Origin of the sequence: Streptococcus sp. HMSC062B01, from assembly GCF_001811085.1 — a bacterium.
Taxonomy (GTDB): domain Bacteria; phylum Bacillota; class Bacilli; order Lactobacillales; family Streptococcaceae; genus Streptococcus; species Streptococcus gordonii.
Map to the genome: position 1 here is coordinate 61,133 of NZ_KZ672782.1, position 16,239 is coordinate 77,371.

The following is a 16,239-nucleotide window of genomic DNA, read 5'->3' on the forward strand; positions in this document are numbered from 1 at the left end:
ATTGGCCAACGCCCCAAAAGATAAAGGGTCCTATACAAAAAAGACCTCTTTCGAGGTCCTTTCGTTTGTCTATTAAAGGCGAGCATTCAATTCTTTGCTCAATTCTTCAAATCCTGGTTTACCAAGAAGGGCAAACATGTTACGTTTGTAGGCTTCAACACCTGGTTGGTCAAATGGGTTGATGGCATTCAAGTAACCTGAAAGGGCAATTGCCAATTCGAAGAAGTAGATAGTGTAACCAAGAGTGAAAGCGTCTTGCTCTGGAAGTGTCACGTACATGTTTGGCACATCACCGTCAGTGTGGGCAAGAAGAACACCGTCAGTCGCTTTTTTGTTTACAAAGTCAACGTCTTTTCCTTGAAGGTAACCAAGTCCGTCAAGGTCTTCTTCCAAAGTAGGAATGATCACGTTCTTACGTGGTTTGTCAACACGGACAACTGTTTCAAACATGATACGAGTTCCTTCTTGGATAAATTGGCCCAATGAGTGCAAGTCAGTTGAGAAGTTTGCTGAAGTTGGGTAAATCCCTTTTTGGTCTTTTCCTTCTGACTCACCAGCCAATTGTTTCCACCATTCTGAGAAGTATTGAAGTGATGGCTCGTAGTTTACCAAGATTTCAGTAGCGTAGCCTTTACGGTAAAGGATGTTACGAACGGCTGCGTATTGGTAAGCTTCATTTTCTGAAAGTTTGTCTGAAGTGTAGTCTTTACGAGCTGCATTCGCACCTTCCATAAGGGCTTTGATGTCTGCACCTGATGCAGCGATTGGAAGCAATCCAACTGCTGTCAATACTGAGAAGCGTCCACCGATGTCATCTGGAACCACAAATGTTTCCCAACCGTTGGCATCTGCTTCAACCTTAACAGCACCTTTTTGGCGGTCAGTTGTAGCGTAGATACGTTTGTTAGCTTCTTCTTGACCGTATTTCTTAACCAAGAGTTCTTTAAAGACACGGAAAGCGATAGCTGGTTCTGTTGTTGTACCTGATTTAGAAATCACGTTTACTGAGAAGTCTTTGTCAGCTACGTACTCTACCAAGTCAGCAAGGTAAGTAGATGAAATTGAGTTCCCAGCGTAAAGGATTTGTGGGGCTTTGCGTTCTTCATTTGTTTGCAAGTTTGCAAAATGGTGGTTTAAGAAGTCGATGGCAGCTTTGGCACCAAGGTAAGATCCACCGATACCGATCACAACCAAGACATCGCTGTCTGATTTGATTTGCTCAGCAGCTTTTAAGATGCGGTCGAATTCTTCGCGGTCGTAATTTTCAGGAAGGTCCAACCAACCTAAAAAGTCGCTTCCAGCACCAGTTCCTTTACGGATTAATTCATCTGCTGCTGTTACTTGTGATTGCATGTATTCCACTTCATGTGGGGCAACAAATTTGTCCAAAACTTTTGAATAATCAAATTTAATATGTGACATGATATTCCTCCAATTTCTTTTCTTTAATATGATAACGCTTTACGACTTTTTTAGCAAGCAAAACCTTATTTTAAAACGCTTCCAATTTATTTTTTTACAAATTAGCAAAACCTAATAGGCACTTCAAGGCAATCGTTTGCGTAAATGCCTGAATTTCTCCTGCTCCGCTTAGAATTCCTCTTCCTAGAAAAAAGCCTAGGATCCTCTCCTAGACCAGAACATTTCTTGTATATTTTCTTATCTGAAAAATTCACAAATAAGGCTTTCTAATCAGAACCTAGTTCTCGCTTAGCTCAAACTGCATCAATCTACCTAAGTTCATCTGCGTCCTTTGTACTTGATTCACTAAGAATCTTTATAGGGTTTACAAGTATTGACTTACTTCCATCTTAACTAAATATTAGTCCAGCAATTTAACGCAGTAGCTGATTGGCTCTTCTTTCACTTTATAAGTTTAGAAGAAAGCCTAATCAGCCTTGCGGGGGTGGAACTACGAACATAAGTTCTGTTCCACTCCCATCCATTGCTCTAAGATTCATCTGCGCCTTGCAGGCTTGACTCATTCAACATCGGAACCTAGTTCTCGCTTGGCTCGAACTTCATCAATCTACCTAAGTTCATCTGCGTCCTTTGGACTTGATTCACCGCATTTCGGAACGTAGTTCTCGCTTCGCTCAAACTGCGTCAATGTCTCTAAACTCATCTTCCTCCTTCGGAGTTGATTCGTTAAGGATTTTTATACGGTTTACAGATTTTTCCCTTACGGGAAAAACTGCATCCATTGCTCTAAGATTCATCTGCGCCTTGCAGGCTTGACTCATTAAGAGCAATAGAAAAGAGCACACAGTTTACATCGCTTAGGGCTGCTGGATTCCTCCCCTGACCCGCTTCACGCAAAACTGTTGCTCCATGAATAGTATATCATATTTTTTTACTTTTGGCGACGATTTCTGAAAAAATCTTGCATGATTTGAGCGCACTCTTCTTGGAGAACACCTGTCTCCACCTCTACTCGGTGGTTAAGACGCTCATCTGTCAAAATATCATAAAGGCTGCCAGCTGCTCCAAACTTTTTATTTGCTGCTCCGTAGACAACATGGGGAATGCGCGCTAAACCGATTGCTCCGCTACACATGACACAGGGTTCAATGGTCACAAAAAGTGTTGTATCCAGCAAGCGCCAACCATTCTCATGCTGATTCGCCTCTTCTATTGCCATAATTTCCGCATGCATAACCGCCCGCTGCAACTCCTCACGTGCATTATGCCCACGACCAATAATCTGACCGTCTTTTACGACGACACAACCGATAGGAATCTCGTCATTTTCTAAAGCAATTTTGGCCTCTTTCAAAGCCTCCTGCATAAAATATTCTTTTTCTTCTTGACTATAGTTCATAGATTTTCTGTTATCTTTCAAATTCTCTTCTGCTCTATTATAATGTTTAGAGCCAAAAAAAGCCACCAAGAATCTTGGCGACTTTTTAGGAGATTATGAAAAATTTTAGGATAGGTATATCATAAACTCCCTTACTTAAAGAAAACTTAAAGTTTTTTAGAAATTCCGATTGGATCGATTATAGCCGTAGCGCTCCATAAAATCTTCACGGAATTCTAACAAGTTATCATCCATAATAGCTTGGCGAACTTTCTTCATAAGATTTACTAAGAAGTAAAGATTGTGGTAACTTGTCAAGCGAAGTCCAAAGGTCTCGTCAGCCTTGAGCAAATGTCGGATATAGGCCCGCGTGTAATTGGTACAAGTGTAGCAATCACAGTTATGATCCAATGGCGTGAAATCTTCTTCAAACTGAGCATTTTTAACGACTAATCGTCCTTCGCTAGTCATACAGGTACCATTTCGGGCAATGCGAGTTGGTAGAACACAGTCAAACATATCCACACCACGGATAACACCATCGATCAAGCTATCTGGAGCTCCCACTCCCATGAGATAGCGAGGCTTATTTTCAGGTAGCATTGGTGTTGTGAAGTCCAGCACCGCATTCATCTCTTCGTGAGACTCACCAACAGCCAGTCCTCCGATAGAGTAGCCTGGGAAATCCATGCTGATCAAGTCTTGAGCAGACTGGCGGCGCAAATCTTCAAAGCCAGCACCCTGAACAATACCAAAGAGGCCTTGGTCATGCGGACGACTATGGGCCTCTAGTCCACGCTCTGCCCAACGGCTGGTCCGCTCAATGGACTTCTTGACATAATCATAAGGCTGGTAGAACTGCGGGCACTCATCAAAGGACATCATGATATCACTCCCCAGATTGTTCTGGATGGAGATGGCCTTTTCTGGTGAGAGGAACATCTTGGAACCGTTGAGGTGGTTCTTGAAGGTCACCCCTTCTTCTGTGATGTTGCGACTATCAGCTAGAGAATAGACCTGGAAACCACCACTATCGGTCAGAATAGGTTGGTCCCAGTTCATGAACTTGTGTAGACCACCTGCACGGGCAATCAGCTCATCTCCCGGCCGTAGCCAGAGATGGTAAGTATTGGCCAAGATAATACCCGACCCCATTTGCTTGAGCTCTTCAGGGGACTGGGTCTTGACTGTCGCCTGAGTGCCAACCGGCATAAACATAGGCGTTGGGAAGGTCCCGTGAGGTGTGATAATCTCTCCCAAACGGGCACCTGTGTGTTTTTCTTTTTTGATCAATCGATATTGAATCGGTGAATCTGACATTTTTACCTCCGATGCTGGGAAAGACAGTCCCAGATCTTATTTTTTGTGGAAGATTCCACAAGATACTGTATGATTTTATCAAAAAAAGCCCCGTCTGTCACGGGGTATGATATAATAGATAGCATTACTGGAGGTTTTTATGAATTTACGTCAACTAAGGGCTGAAGCCCGTCTCCTACAGAGAAAAATACCAGGAATTCTCTTTCTCTTTTTCATCCCGATTATGATCTTGTTGCTTAGCAATTTTTTGGGTGATTCGCAAGAGGATTTGATGGAGTATTTCGCGTCAGTTGATCTAAAACAGGCTTTCTATCTTGAAGTTAGTCGCGGTCTTTTCTCTCAAGTTATCAATTTCGTCATCTCTCTTTTTATCATTTCAGCGTCCTATGCTTTAATTGATTTGTTGCGCAGACAAACTGAACAGTTGAAGTTTTCGGACTCTCTGCGTGCTTTTTCCAATCAAATCTTTACTCCCCTTGTACTTACTTTGTTTTGCAAGCGCCTGATTTTATTTTGTTGGAGTATTTTACTTTGGGTTGGCTCTGTCATTTCTATATTTACGAGCTACCGCATCCTCTATATCTACAATCAAGCTCCTAATAATCAACTGTCTGATCAAGCTATTCAGCAGATTAGCAACTACTCGCCTTCTCTGTTTCTGGGCTTGCTTCTCGTTACTCTAGGCTTGATTATCTCCCTTCCTCAGCGTTATGCTTATTCGCAAGCTGAGTTTATTCTTTACGATCAACTTAAAGAAGGAACTTACCAAGGTCCGCTTCAAGTCCTTCGTCAAAGCCGGCTTATGATGAAGGGATACAAAGACAAACGTTTTATGCTGGATGTGAGCTTTATCGGCTGGCAGATTTTAATGTTTCTGACCCTTGGTCTTGCTGGAATCTATGTTATTCCCTATATCCATACCAGCTCCGTCCTCTTTTATGAGCAATTAAAAGCCCTGAAAAAATAAAAGCGCCTCTGCTTGAGTGTACTGACCCCAAAAAGTTAGACAGTAAATCTAACCGATTGGGGGTAGTTCATAAGGCAGAAGTGCTTTTTGTTTGTACGCTATTTTAAGCCAGCTCGACTTTAAAGACCAATGGCAGATTAGTCTCAACTTCAGACAAGAATATCCGTAAACCTTGAGAAGTTTGCTCCCATTTCAGTGCTTTTTCATAGCCCAGCAAGAAGACACTTTTTATAATACCGTGTAAACGAGAGGCGGGATTTTCCCTTTCATCTGCCAAGGCTTCTACTGTCAGCCAGTGATCCATAGCCGGCTCCATTGCAAATACATAAACAGAACCTTCCTTGGCTGTAAAACGGAAATCTTGATGAGTATAGGTTACGGTATCACCATCAGAAAATGGTCCACTAGCCGGCTGTGTCGGCCCTTCTCCAAATTGTCTCCAAGCATAGGAGTCATATATCGCTGGCCCATTCACCTCCAGCCAAGTCCCTATTTCCTTTAAGATAGCCTGATCTCTCTCAGGAATCGAACCGTCTCCTTTAGGTCCGATATTGAGCAGGAGATTCCCATTTTTAGAAACTACATCGATCAAGGTTTGGATGATTTCTTTAGCAGATTTATAATCCAGCTGCTCTGTGTAGCCCCAAGAATTGCGTGCGATAGCTGTATCTGTCTGCCAAGTGAAAGGCTGTATCTCCGCAAAGCCACCGCGTTCCATCTCGACAATCCCAGAGCCAAAAGCCAGGGCGTCGTGCTTGTAGCAAATACTAGCCGGCTTACCGGTCGCAGCTCCCAAATTATAATAATAAGCCGCAAAAAGTTTCAAATGTTCTTTAAAGGCTGTATGTTGAATCCACCAGTCAAAGTACAAAATCTCTGGCTGATAGTCTCGGACAAGCTCACAGGTCCGCAAGAGCCAATCATCTAAAAATTCTTGATCAGGATAGGGCTGACCAAATAAATCATGGTGATCTGGCTCTGGCATGGCTGGCCAATAAAGTTCATCTCGGCTGACTTCCTTAGCAATGTCACTATCGAATTCTTTCCCATGTGAAAAGAAAAAATGATGCTCAGCCCGATGGGAAGAAGTACAAAAATGAAGATGGGCTTGATCTGCTGCCTGCTTTAACTCCTGTAAGATATCCCGATTTGGCCCCATTTCCACACTATTAAAAGGTGAGAGCTGACTTTCATAAAGCTGGAAACCATCATGATGCTCAGCTACTGGAAAGATGTAGCGCGCCCCAGCCTCTTTAAATACCTGTACCCACTCCTCTGCCTGAAATTTTTCAGCAGTAAATAGAGGGATAAAATCCTTATAACCAAAATCCTTGTGGGACCCATAGGTTTTGACGTGATGTTCAAACTCGGCAGTACCTTGGATGTACATATTTCGAGAATACCACTCACTCCCAAAAGCCGGTAGACTATAAAGCCCCCAATGGATAAAAATCCCAAACTTAGCTCCTTTGAACCAGTTGGGCACCTGATAGGTCGCAAGAGAATCCCAGTCTGGATAGAAAGGCCCTTGATTGGCAACTTTTTTGATTTCTTCTAAGCTAATCTTCATTACTACTGCCTCATTAGTTTCTTTTAAAACGCTTTCTTTTATTCTACCAGTTTTTTGGAAATTAAACAGATTATTTTAGCAAAAATGATTCTAGATTTGCTTATCCATCATATTCACTGCCATCAAAAATATACTCTTCCGTATGAGGTAGTAGGGTTATCTCATCCTCTTGCTTGACATGATGGTAATCTTGAAAATAGAGAACCTTTTTTTCTCCTGCATAAAAAAGCGGGATCATAATCGGTTTTCCATTTTTGCAAACACGATAAAAAATCATGCCCTCTGTCATATTTTCAATAAAAATACCTTCCTGCCCCTCTGATATCAAACGTTGAAAACGTGCTAATAACTGGCCTTGATGATCATATAAAGCGATCGTTGTAAGACCTAGTGGTGTTTCTGCTAGTTTTTTTGGAAGCATTGTTTTTCCTCCTTCTACTGAGATTATACCGACTTCCCCTTGCTCAAAACAGGACATGAATGTCACTATGATATTTGATGTTTTGAGCAAAAAACTCTATTTCCAAAAGACTCATTTATAAGAGGAACTCAAAAAATGAACCAGAAAAAAGAAGGCTGAATCAATGTTCAACCTTCTTTGTCTTTGCATCTATGAATAGGATCATTTTGCAGGCAATTAGTTGTTTTCACAGATACACATCATTTACTAATTTGCCACTCGGTAGTATGGATGTTGGGCTGCATAGGTAGAATCACTACCTAGTTGTAGCTGTTCTTTCGGACATTCATTCCCTGTGACAGGCATAGGCGCACCTTTAGGAATAAAGAATAAGGGATCACTACTACCCGCGCTCGCATAGCCAAAACCAACTACATATTTCCCATCTTGGATCTTCCCGTCATACAATGTATTATTTGCAATTTCCTTACCATCGTTTTTCTTAAAGATACTAGTGCCATCTGCCTTAAAAGTCAGTTGATCACCCAAATCATTGGTCCAAGTTCCTGCTACACTGGAAAAATCACCACCAGCAATAGCCTGAATATCCATGCTTGCTGTAGCCATCTGAGTTGTAGTAGCTTCTTTTTGATTAGTATTGGCATCTTGCTTGCTTGAGTTGCCCGTATCTATTTGATTAGCTTTAGAATCCTGGCTACTTGAGTTGGCCGTAGCCTTTTCCTTTGTGGATGATGTTTCCGATTTTTCGCTGGATTTGGTAGTCTGAGTAACCTTGCTTGAGCTACTGGTTGCACTTTCTTGCTTATTCCCACAAGCACTGAGAAAGAAGCAAGTCGCTAAAGACATAACAACTAAAAGAGTAAATTTTATAGTTTTCATCACATATTCTCCTTTTTGTAACAAAAGAAATATTTTGTAATTTAATTGTAATCTTTTGTAATATATATGTCAATAGTTTTTTGATTATATTTTAAATTTAAATAGGAGACTACAAAAAAAGTGACACTTAAACTGAAATGTCACTTTTAAAATTGGGTAAAGATTAAAATCCGTCTAAATCTTGACAAATTCGCTGAAAAGCTGTCTCAAGCGAATCCTCATCTGTGAAAAAGACTTCCTCTTCCCAGGCTAAGAAGTCTCGGTCTTTCCACCAGCGCTTCATGTCGGCTGGGGTAAATTCTTCTTGTTTAGCTCTGGTCTGATGGCGGCGGACAGTTTCTTCAAAGGATAGGTCATAGTAGTAAGCAAAGACCTGCGGAGCGAAGATTTTTTTCAACCGTTCTAGCATCTGTCCGTAAATGTCTGTCTCATAAAACCCTTCAACCAGAACCAGCAAATCATGCTCGTAGCCGAAGTGGGCCAGTGTCTCCGTCAGGTCAATAGACAAATTTCCCGGCTCGACTTTTTCCTTGAGCATGTCCCGTCTAATCGTATCCTGCGCAATCAAGAGAGTACCTCGACCGTAGTGAGCCTGTAGTTTCTTGGTTAGGCTAGACTTGCCAGAGCCGGAATTTCCACGAATGATGACTAACTTGGCCATCTTATTCGCCCAGAATCAAGCGGGTATGCTCGCGTTTAATACAACGGTCCATGACAATATCGTCTCGACCGGCAGCCCGCAAAATCTGCTCAGCTTCCTCACTCTCCAAGCCCAACTGTGCCCAGAAAATCTTGGCATCTGCTTCCAGAAAATCACGCGCTACATCTGGCAAAAACTCACTGCGACGGTATACATCGACAATATCCACCGGGAAAGGAATGTCTTTGAGACTGGCATAAACAGTTTCACCAAAAATCCGATTGCCTGCTGCCCGAGGATTGATTGGGATAATGCGATAACCTCGCTCCTGCATCTCCTTGGACACGCGGTTGCTGGTCGTTTCCTCACGGTCTGACAGACCAACAACAGCAATCACCTTGCTGTTTTCCAGATAATGCTTGACAATGGCATCACTGGGATTTTGAAAATGATAAGTCATAGACTTCCTCCTCATTCATAATAAAGCTAGATAGTTTTACAGTATTTGCGTCTTAACTGAATCCGGGCTAAACACCGTGTGAAAAAGACAAGCTTCCTTGCATTCATCGAATGCTATGTCAGCTTTCTATTTTCACTTTGTGTTTTACGCCCTTGATATCTTAAACTGAACACGAGCTAAAACCTTGGAAAATAGATATATTCTCCTGATACCGTTACCATTTAGTTGTTCTGTTAATTTTGTATGCTTAATTTAATCCGGGCTAAACACTGTGTGAAAAAGACAAGCTTCCTCGCATTCATCGAATGCTGCGTCAGCTTTCTCTTTTCACTTTGTGTTTTACGCCCTTGATATCTTATTTTGCCTCGTACCAAGTTTGGCCGGCATTTTCATCAGCCACTAGTGGAACGGCTAGCTCAATCGCGGCTTCCATGGTTTCTTTGACTAGCTGGCGGACGGCTGTTAGCTCGTCATTGGGCACTTCCAGCACGATTTCATCGTGTACCTGCAAGAGCATGCGCGACTTGAAATTCTTCTCTGTCAGAGCTCGATCCAGATTAATCATGGCGACTTTGAGAATGTCTGCGGCCGATCCTTGGATGGGGCTGTTAATGGCTGTGCGCTCCGCAAAATTTCGGATGTTAAAGTTGCGGGAATTGATGTCCGGTAAAGAACGACGACGATGGTAAATAGTCTCTACATAGCCCTTATCACGCGCTTCGCGAACAATCGTTTCCATATAATTTTTGATTCCTGGGAAACGCTCAAAATAGGTCTCAATGTAGTCCTTGGCAGCCTTGCGGGAAATTCCCAAATTATTGGCCAGTCCAAAGTCGGAAATGCCATAGACTACTCCGAAGTTGACAGCCTTGGCATTACGGCGGTCATTAGGCGTCACATCCTCTGCCTTTTCAATACCAAAGACCCGCATGGCTGTAGCGGTGTGAATGTCTTCTCCATGCTGAAAGGCAGCAATCAGATGCTCATCCTGCGAAATGTGAGCCAGCACCCGCAGCTCAATCTGGGAATAATCCGAGCTGAGTAACACGCTGTCTGCCCACTCTGGCACAAAGGCCTTGCGAATGAGGCGCCCCTGCTCCAGGCGAACGGGGATATTCTGCAGGTTCGGGTCAACCGAGGACAGGCGGCCCGTCTGAGTCAAATCCTGAACATAGCGAGTGTGAATCTTACCGTCAGCCGCTATCGCCTCCTGCAATCCGATGATATAAGTGGACTGGAGCTTGCTGATTTGACGGTATTCCAGAATCTTAGACACAATCGGTGCTATCGGTGCTAAACGCTCCAGTACGTCAACCGCTGTCGAGTAGCCCGTCTTGGTCTTTTTGGTGTATTCCAGCGACAACCCCATATCTTCAAAGAGAATGGTTCCCAGCTGTTTGGGCGAGTTAATATTAAACTCCTGACCAGCCAGATCATAAATCTCCTGCGTTAGACTTTCCAGTGTCTTTTCATTTTCCACCTGCATGCCTTGCAGGGTTTCCCGCTCAACCTTGATCCCTGCAATCTCCATCTTAGCTAGGACAAAGGCCAGCGGTTGCTCCATTTCAAGCAACAAATCCAGCTGATCGTGGGAACGGAGCTGGTCTTTCATTGGCTCTTCTGTTTCCAACAACACTTGAACCTTACGAGCTAGATGCTCAAAGAGCTGCTCTTGCTCCGGCAAAGCTCGCTTGGCTCCCTTGCCATAAACCTCGTCATCAGTCGGCAGAATTGTTTGGCCGTAGAGGCGAGCAATAGTCGCCAGCTCATTATCCTCGACCGTCGAAAGCAAATACTTGGCTAGGCGCGCATCAAAGGAGGCTGCTGGTAGTTCAATGCCGTAATGACTGAGCAGTACCTTGGTCCGCTTGAGGTCGTAGGTTTTTAGAGCTGTTTTTGCCAAAAATTCTTGAAAGAGAGGCTGCTGCAGTAAATCGCTGGAACCGACATAAATCTGACGACTATCGCCCCAGGCAAGACCGACAATCTCTTCCTTATGGTAGTTGTCGCCCAAAATTTCAAAATAGAAGAATTGCTCTGGTGCCAGCATATCCGCTGTCACCTCAGTCACTTTGGTAAATTCAATTGGTTTGACTTCTACTGGTTCCTGACCAGTTCCTAGCTGAGCCTTGAGCTGCTTGAAGCCCATCTCGTCGTAGAACTTGCTCAGGGTCTCTACCTGTGGCCCCTTGTAAACCAAATCATCCAGTCCGATTTCGATCGGAGCCTGAGTATTGATGGTTGCGAGGGTCTTAGATAAGAAGGCCTTGTCCTTGTCATTAATCAGATTTTCCTTCATCTTGGAAGCCTTGAGCTGGTCGATGTTTTCATAGAGATTTTCCAAAGAGCCATACTCCAAAAGGAGCTTGAGGCCAGTCTTCTCACCGATCTTGGTCACGCCAGGGATATTATCCGACTGATCGCCCATCAACGCCTTGAGGTCAATAAACTGCTCTGGTGTGATGCCCATCTTTTCCATGAGGTAGGCTGGGGTAAATTCTTCGAACTCGGCCACACCTTTCTTGGAAATCTCCACCACTGTATTATCATCCGTCAGCTGAATCAAGTCTTTATCGCCGCTGACAATGGTCACATCGTAAGGCACAGCTGTCTTTTCAGCCATCTTGTCCAAGGTTCCGATGATGTCATCCGCCTCGTACTGAGCCAAGTCGTAGTAGTGAATGCCTAGGTGGCTCAGCATTTCACGGATAAAAGGTAGCTGCTCACGAAATTCATCCGGTGTCTTGGCCCGACCTGCCTTATAATCGGCGTACATCTCGGTCCGGAAGGTCGTCTTGCCAGCATCAAAAGCTACTAGGACATGGGTCGGCTGCACGCGCTCCAAGAGATGATTGAGCATAAGGTGGAAGCCATAAATGGCATTGGTATGCAGGCCCGATGGACTCTTGAAACGGTCAATTTGATTGTAAAGCGCAAAAAAAGCGCGAAAAGCAACGGACGAACCGTCGATTAATAATAATTTGTTCTTTTTTTCCATAGGTTTATTATAACACGAAAGGCGGACAAAGACAGAAAAGGCGGTGTGGAAAATAGAAAGTGATTTTAACTACTCCTCTGTGTTATAATAATAAAAACTAGGAGGTAAGAGATGTTTCCAATCCGTATTACAACTCTTATGACTGAAGAAGTTTATAAAAGATTTTCTTGGGCTATTCTCGTGCGACGAAAAGGATTTGTATTATACATAATCATACTGATAATCGGACTGTTCACCTACGTAATGTTCAGTCCGTTAGAGAAAAAGATAATATCTATCATATTGGCTCCCCCTATTTGCGCCTCTATGTACTATTTTGGCATGAATTATCAGATAAAGAGAGCCTATCAAAAAAATCCTTTATTTCAGAACATGGAGGTCACTCTGATATTTGACAGAGAGTCTTTTGTTGCTCAGAATAAACGTGGAGAATTTCACTATACCTATGATGATATTGTCAAAGTCATTATGACAAAGCAAGATTTTTATATCTTGATAGGGGAGAACACTGGTTTTGCAATTGAAAAAAAGAACTGCACTCCCGAAGCTCTTGAGTTCTTGTTAGAACTTCACATTGAAAATATGTAAAAGAAAAAGCAGGCTAGACTGATAGTAGATCAGTTTTAGTCTGCTTTTTATCTTGTAAATAGTTGCTTGATATTCAACAACTTCTCTATTTTCTGATTGATTTCTGGTCGGTAGTCACAGAAGTTAATGCTCTGGATGCCACTGTTGACGGCGACATCCACATCCAGAGTCCGATCGCCGATATAGTAGGTCTTCTTCTTATCCAGGCCATATTTCGCGAGCAGATAATCGACACCTTCTGGGTGGGGCTTGCGCTCAAAGCCGTTGGCTGTTGTGATGATTTCTGTAAAATAGTCATGAATACCCAAGTCTTGTAAAATTTGATGGGCATTGAGTCCCTTGTGGGTATAGACGAACTGGGTAATGCCCTGCTCTTCAGCCCAAGCCAGTATCTCCTCAGCTCCTTCCATCAGATGAACCTGAGCATTTTTCTCCTTTAGGCTTGCTCCACGGAAGACATTCATCTCGGCAGCGTCCAGACCTTTCTCAGACGCTACTTTTTCCAAGAGCTTCTGGACAGAGTGCTTTAGGATATAGCTGTGGATGCCTTCTCTGTCAAAGTCTAGATCATAGTGAGCATAGGTTTCCTCAATCCCTGCCAAAATAGCATCATAGGAGTCCAGCAAGGTGCCGTCCAAATCCCAAATAAACGCTGTTGTCATGTGATTTCCCTCATTTTTCTGTCAAATAAAACCTTTAAAAATAGCCAGCGGAAGCCATTGTCCAAGAGTGTCCCAGCCCAGACCCCCGGAAGGCCCAAGCCAAGGGTCACACCCAACAAATAGCCTGATATGATGCGAATCAGCCACATACCAATAGTTGTGGCATAAAAGGGCAGTCTAGCATTGCCCAGCCCCTGCCAGAGAGCTGTGTAAATCACGGTTCCCACTGCCATGGGAGTCCCCAGTAGGGAGAAGAGGATGACTAACAGACTGGCTGTGATAGCTCCGCTATTGTTCGTATAGAGCGAGGTCAACGGCCGACCAAAAGCAAAAATCCCTAGAGCCACGGGTAGCATACAAGCAAAAGATAGCCAGAAGGTACGCTTGCGAATCAGACTGACCGCTTGCAAATCTCCCTCACCAACCGCATGGGCGACCAGCATGACTGTTGCTGTTGCGACCCCGAAGATTGGCATATAGTTAAACTGAGTCAGAACTTCACCGATAGCATTTCCCGCTACTGCTTCCGTACCAAAGGCGACCACAATAGCGATAATCACCACGTCACCCGCCCGCATCATGAGACGCTCTCCTGCAGCCGGCAGAGACAAGCGCAAGAGTTCTCCATCTAAGCCCCAGCTCCAGCGAATCGTGAAAAAATCCAGCTCTCGCCAAAGAATGACTACACCGACCAATCGAGCCAGCACGGTTCCCAGTGCTACACCGACAATACCAAGCTGAAAGACGTAGATCCCTAGACCGGACAAGAGAGCATTGAGCACATTTGTCAGAAGACTGACATACATGGGAAATCTTGGATTGCGCGTGACCCGCACTAAAGCTCCAAAAGAAGTCATCAAGCCTAGCAGGACAATAGTCCCACCAACCAGAGCCAGATAAAGACCCCCAGCTTCAGCCACTGCCTTTTCTGTCCCCAGAAGATCCAGCATCTGCCTGCCAAAGAGTAGAGAAATCAGCCCCAACAGAAGGCTCAAAAGCAAGGTCAGCTTGATAGCCTCGGTTGTATGAAAAGCTAGATTTTCCTTGTCTCCCTGAGCCAGAGTCTTGGAAATGAGACTAGAAATAGCAGCCCCTAAAGCGATAAAAATTGCTTGATAAATAGTAATAATATTGCTGGCCACCGAGACACCAGAGATTGCAATTAGCCCAAGACTGGCTACCAGATAGTTGTCTACCATACCCATGAGCATTTGCAAAAAGTTCTCCGCCATAGCTGGCATGGCTATATTCATGATTTTTTTATAAGTCGTCATAAAGAAAATTCTTCCTTTTAAGCATAAGCTACTTCACTTTTCCATAGGACATCTCAAGAAAAAATCAGCCAGATATCTAGCTGATTTTAGGCTTTCTAAGCAAACTTTATAATCCTAAGTAATCCTCGACTGCTGTTTGCATTTGGTCTGCAGCAACCGTCGTTTTGTGGCGAACCGGTGCTGTTTCTAAGCCATCCACAGCTGGTGGAAGTGCTACGCCAGAAAGTTCGTGCAGTTGGTCCAAAGCCTCGAAGTCACTAAGTCCTGTTTGGCCAGTCACAGCCTCAACAGCCACAACTGGGAACTTGTAAGGACTAGCGGTAGACGCGATAACAGTCTTGCGCTGATCACCTGTCTCTGCCAAGTATTTTTGATAGACAGCAGACGCAACGGCAGTATGAGGGTCTTCAATGTAGTCAGATGCTTGATAGACCCGCTTGATTTCAGCAGCTGTTTCTTGCTCTGTCGCATAATCAGCCGCAAAGAGCTCTAAAATCTCAGCGTCAAAGTCTGTCAGTTCATACTGTCCATGCTCATTTAGGGCAGCCATCAGGGCAGCTGTTTTCTCAGCGCTATTACCAGACAGATGGAAAATCAAACGCTCCAAGTTAGAGGAAACCAGAATATCCATGGACGGACTAGACGTCACCTTGAAGCTCCGTTTCTTGTCATAAACCTGAGTCTTGAAGAAGTCCGTCAGGACATTGTTCTCATTCGAAGCACAGATTAGCTTGCCAACTGGCAGACCGATTTGCTTGGCATAGTAGGCCGCCAAGATATTACCAAAGTTCCCTGTCGGAACTGTAAAGTTAACCTGGTCGCCCGATGTGATTTCTCCCGTCTTCACTAGCTGAGCATAAGCATAGACATAGTAAACAATCTGAGGCACCAAGCGGCCGATATTCATAGAGTTAGCTGATGAAAACTGGAGTTTGTGCTCCAAGAGACGAGCTCGTAGGTCTGTGTCATTGAACATATGCTTGACATTGGTCTGGGCATCGTCAAAGTTGCCGTCAATGGCCACCACATGCGTATTGGCACCTGTCTGCGTTGTCATTTGCAGCTCTTGAACCTTGCTGACACCGTCTTTGGGATAAAAGACAATAATTTCAGTCCCTGGAACGTCCGCAAAGCCTGCCATAGCCGCCTTGCCTGTGTCACCAGAAGTTGCCGTCAAAATGACAATTTTGTTTTCCAAGCCGTGCTTTTTAGCTGCAGTTGTCATCAAGTGAGGCAGGATAGACAAAGCCATGTCCTTGAAGGCAATGGTCGCTCCGTGGAAAAGCTCTAGATTGTACTGACCATCCAGCTTGACCAAGGGAGCAATCGCCGCATCATCAAACTTGCTGTCATAGGCATGGTTGATACAGTAGTCCAGCTCTTCTTCAGAAAAATCGTCCAAAAAAGCAGACAAAACCAGCTTGGCTACTTCCTGATAAGAAGCGTCTTTGAGCTTGGCAAAGTCCAAATCGACCTGCGGATAGGTAATGGGCGTAAAGAGCCCACCATCTGTCGCCAAGCCTTGCAGAATCGCCTGGCTGGCTGTTACTCTATTCTTTTCGTCGCGTGTTGATTGATAAACTAAGGTCATTCTCTCTCATCCTTTATCTATAGTTCGCTTTATTATACCAAAATTTATCAGAAAATTCTCGCTTTTTCA

General features: G+C 44.0%; 14 protein-coding genes and 1 other RNA gene. 2 read left to right on the forward strand and 13 right to left on the reverse strand.

Annotation, left to right across the window (positions count from 1 at the left end; translation table 11 throughout):
- Positions 1-72: 72 nt before the first annotated feature.
- The 4 genes from HMPREF2780_RS05570 to tgt form a co-directional block, all read right to left on the reverse strand.
- Complete coding sequence (locus HMPREF2780_RS05570) at positions 73-1,422, reverse strand: glucose-6-phosphate isomerase (RefSeq protein ID WP_105026337.1); 1,350 nt, start codon at positions 1,420-1,422, stop codon at positions 73-75.
- 821 nt (positions 1,423-2,243) lie between these two features.
- Positions 2,244-2,341, reverse strand: an RNA gene (ffs, locus tag HMPREF2780_RS05580) — signal recognition particle sRNA small type.
- A gap of 12 nt (positions 2,342-2,353) precedes the next feature.
- Positions 2,354-2,821 carry a tRNA adenosine(34) deaminase TadA gene (gene tadA / locus HMPREF2780_RS05585; protein WP_061584821.1) on the reverse strand — a complete coding sequence of 156 codons (468 nt, stop codon included), beginning with the start codon at positions 2,819-2,821 and terminating at the stop codon, positions 2,354-2,356.
- 156 nt (positions 2,822-2,977) lie between these two features.
- Complete coding sequence (tgt, locus tag HMPREF2780_RS05590; RefSeq protein WP_060553213.1) at positions 2,978-4,120, reverse strand: tRNA guanosine(34) transglycosylase Tgt; 1,143 nt, start codon at positions 4,118-4,120, stop codon at positions 2,978-2,980.
- Positions 4,121-4,259: 139 nt separating this feature from the next.
- Between tgt and HMPREF2780_RS05595 the strand changes: the two genes are divergently transcribed.
- Complete coding sequence (locus HMPREF2780_RS05595) at positions 4,260-5,087, forward strand: DUF975 family protein (protein WP_060553214.1); 828 nt, start codon at positions 4,260-4,262, stop codon at positions 5,085-5,087.
- Positions 5,088-5,190: 103 nt separating this feature from the next.
- Here the strand turns inward: HMPREF2780_RS05595 and HMPREF2780_RS05600 are convergent, their stop codons facing one another.
- The 6 genes from HMPREF2780_RS05600 to polA form a co-directional block, all read right to left on the reverse strand.
- A complete protein-coding gene (locus tag HMPREF2780_RS05600) occupies positions 5,191-6,657 on the reverse strand; it encodes an alpha-L-fucosidase (RefSeq protein WP_105026338.1) in 1,467 nt (488 codons plus the stop codon).
- A 100-nt stretch (positions 6,658-6,757) separates the two neighbouring features.
- Positions 6,758-7,078, reverse strand: a complete 321-nt coding sequence (locus tag HMPREF2780_RS05605; RefSeq protein ID WP_105026339.1) for a hypothetical protein — start codon at positions 7,076-7,078, stop codon at positions 6,758-6,760.
- Between the two features lie 246 nt (positions 7,079-7,324).
- Positions 7,325-7,957, reverse strand: coding sequence for a DUF6287 domain-containing protein (locus HMPREF2780_RS05610; RefSeq protein ID WP_105026340.1), 633 nt, complete (start codon positions 7,955-7,957; stop codon positions 7,325-7,327).
- A 163-nt stretch (positions 7,958-8,120) separates the two neighbouring features.
- Complete coding sequence (locus tag HMPREF2780_RS05615; RefSeq protein WP_061599070.1) at positions 8,121-8,618, reverse strand: kinase; 498 nt, start codon at positions 8,616-8,618, stop codon at positions 8,121-8,123.
- A 1-nt stretch (position 8,619) separates the two neighbouring features.
- Complete coding sequence (locus HMPREF2780_RS05620) at positions 8,620-9,057, reverse strand: CoA-binding protein (RefSeq protein WP_061599072.1); 438 nt, start codon at positions 9,055-9,057, stop codon at positions 8,620-8,622.
- A gap of 355 nt (positions 9,058-9,412) precedes the next feature.
- Positions 9,413-12,055, reverse strand: coding sequence for a DNA polymerase I (gene polA / locus HMPREF2780_RS05625; RefSeq protein WP_061599074.1), 2,643 nt, complete (start codon positions 12,053-12,055; stop codon positions 9,413-9,415).
- 111 nt (positions 12,056-12,166) lie between these two features.
- Between polA and HMPREF2780_RS05630 the strand changes: the two genes are divergently transcribed.
- Positions 12,167-12,643 (forward strand): YcxB family protein, encoded by a 477-nt coding sequence (locus HMPREF2780_RS05630; protein WP_060553222.1) that lies wholly within the window; start codon positions 12,167-12,169, stop codon positions 12,641-12,643.
- A gap of 47 nt (positions 12,644-12,690) precedes the next feature.
- On the opposite strand, the gene HMPREF2780_RS05635 is transcribed toward HMPREF2780_RS05630, so the two are convergent.
- The 3 genes from HMPREF2780_RS05635 to thrC all read right to left on the reverse strand — a co-directional run bounded on the left by HMPREF2780_RS05635 (position 12,691) and on the right by thrC (position 16,170).
- Positions 12,691-13,305: an HAD-IA family hydrolase gene (locus HMPREF2780_RS05635; protein ID WP_105026341.1), complete on the reverse strand. Its 615-nt coding sequence runs from the start codon at positions 13,303-13,305 to the stop codon at positions 12,691-12,693.
- Positions 13,302-14,579, reverse strand: coding sequence for an MATE family efflux transporter (locus tag HMPREF2780_RS05640; RefSeq protein ID WP_105026342.1), 1,278 nt, complete (start codon positions 14,577-14,579; stop codon positions 13,302-13,304). Before HMPREF2780_RS05640 ends, HMPREF2780_RS05635 begins: the two co-directional genes overlap by 4 nt.
- A gap of 106 nt (positions 14,580-14,685) precedes the next feature.
- Complete coding sequence (thrC, locus tag HMPREF2780_RS05645) at positions 14,686-16,170, reverse strand: threonine synthase (protein ID WP_105026343.1); 1,485 nt, start codon at positions 16,168-16,170, stop codon at positions 14,686-14,688.
- Positions 16,171-16,239 lie beyond the last annotated feature (69 nt).

Coding starts and splice junctions, on each gene's coding strand:
- HMPREF2780_RS05570 (WP_105026337.1), bottom strand. CDS start 1,422: ATGTCACATATTAAATTTGATTATTCAAAAGTTTTGGACAAATTTGTT.
- tadA (WP_061584821.1), bottom strand. CDS start 2,821: ATGAACTATAGTCAAGAAGAAAAAGAATATTTTATGCAGGAGGCTTTG.
- tgt (WP_060553213.1), bottom strand. CDS start 4,120: ATGTCAGATTCACCGATTCAATATCGATTGATCAAAAAAGAAAAACAC.
- HMPREF2780_RS05595 (WP_060553214.1), top strand. CDS start 4,260: ATGAATTTACGTCAACTAAGGGCTGAAGCCCGTCTCCTACAGAGAAAA.
- HMPREF2780_RS05600 (WP_105026338.1), bottom strand. CDS start 6,657: ATGAAGATTAGCTTAGAAGAAATCAAAAAAGTTGCCAATCAAGGGCCT.
- HMPREF2780_RS05605 (WP_105026339.1), bottom strand. CDS start 7,078: ATGCTTCCAAAAAAACTAGCAGAAACACCACTAGGTCTTACAACGATC.
- HMPREF2780_RS05610 (WP_105026340.1), bottom strand. CDS start 7,957: ATGAAAACTATAAAATTTACTCTTTTAGTTGTTATGTCTTTAGCGACT.
- HMPREF2780_RS05615 (WP_061599070.1), bottom strand. CDS start 8,618: ATGGCCAAGTTAGTCATCATTCGTGGAAATTCCGGCTCTGGCAAGTCT.
- HMPREF2780_RS05620 (WP_061599072.1), bottom strand. CDS start 9,057: ATGACTTATCATTTTCAAAATCCCAGTGATGCCATTGTCAAGCATTAT.
- polA (WP_061599074.1), bottom strand. CDS start 12,055: ATGGAAAAAAAGAACAAATTATTATTAATCGACGGTTCGTCCGTTGCT.
- HMPREF2780_RS05630 (WP_060553222.1), top strand. CDS start 12,167: ATGTTTCCAATCCGTATTACAACTCTTATGACTGAAGAAGTTTATAAA.
- HMPREF2780_RS05635 (WP_105026341.1), bottom strand. CDS start 13,305: ATGACAACAGCGTTTATTTGGGATTTGGACGGCACCTTGCTGGACTCC.
- HMPREF2780_RS05640 (WP_105026342.1), bottom strand. CDS start 14,579: ATGACGACTTATAAAAAAATCATGAATATAGCCATGCCAGCTATGGCG.
- thrC (WP_105026343.1), bottom strand. CDS start 16,170: ATGACCTTAGTTTATCAATCAACACGCGACGAAAAGAATAGAGTAACA.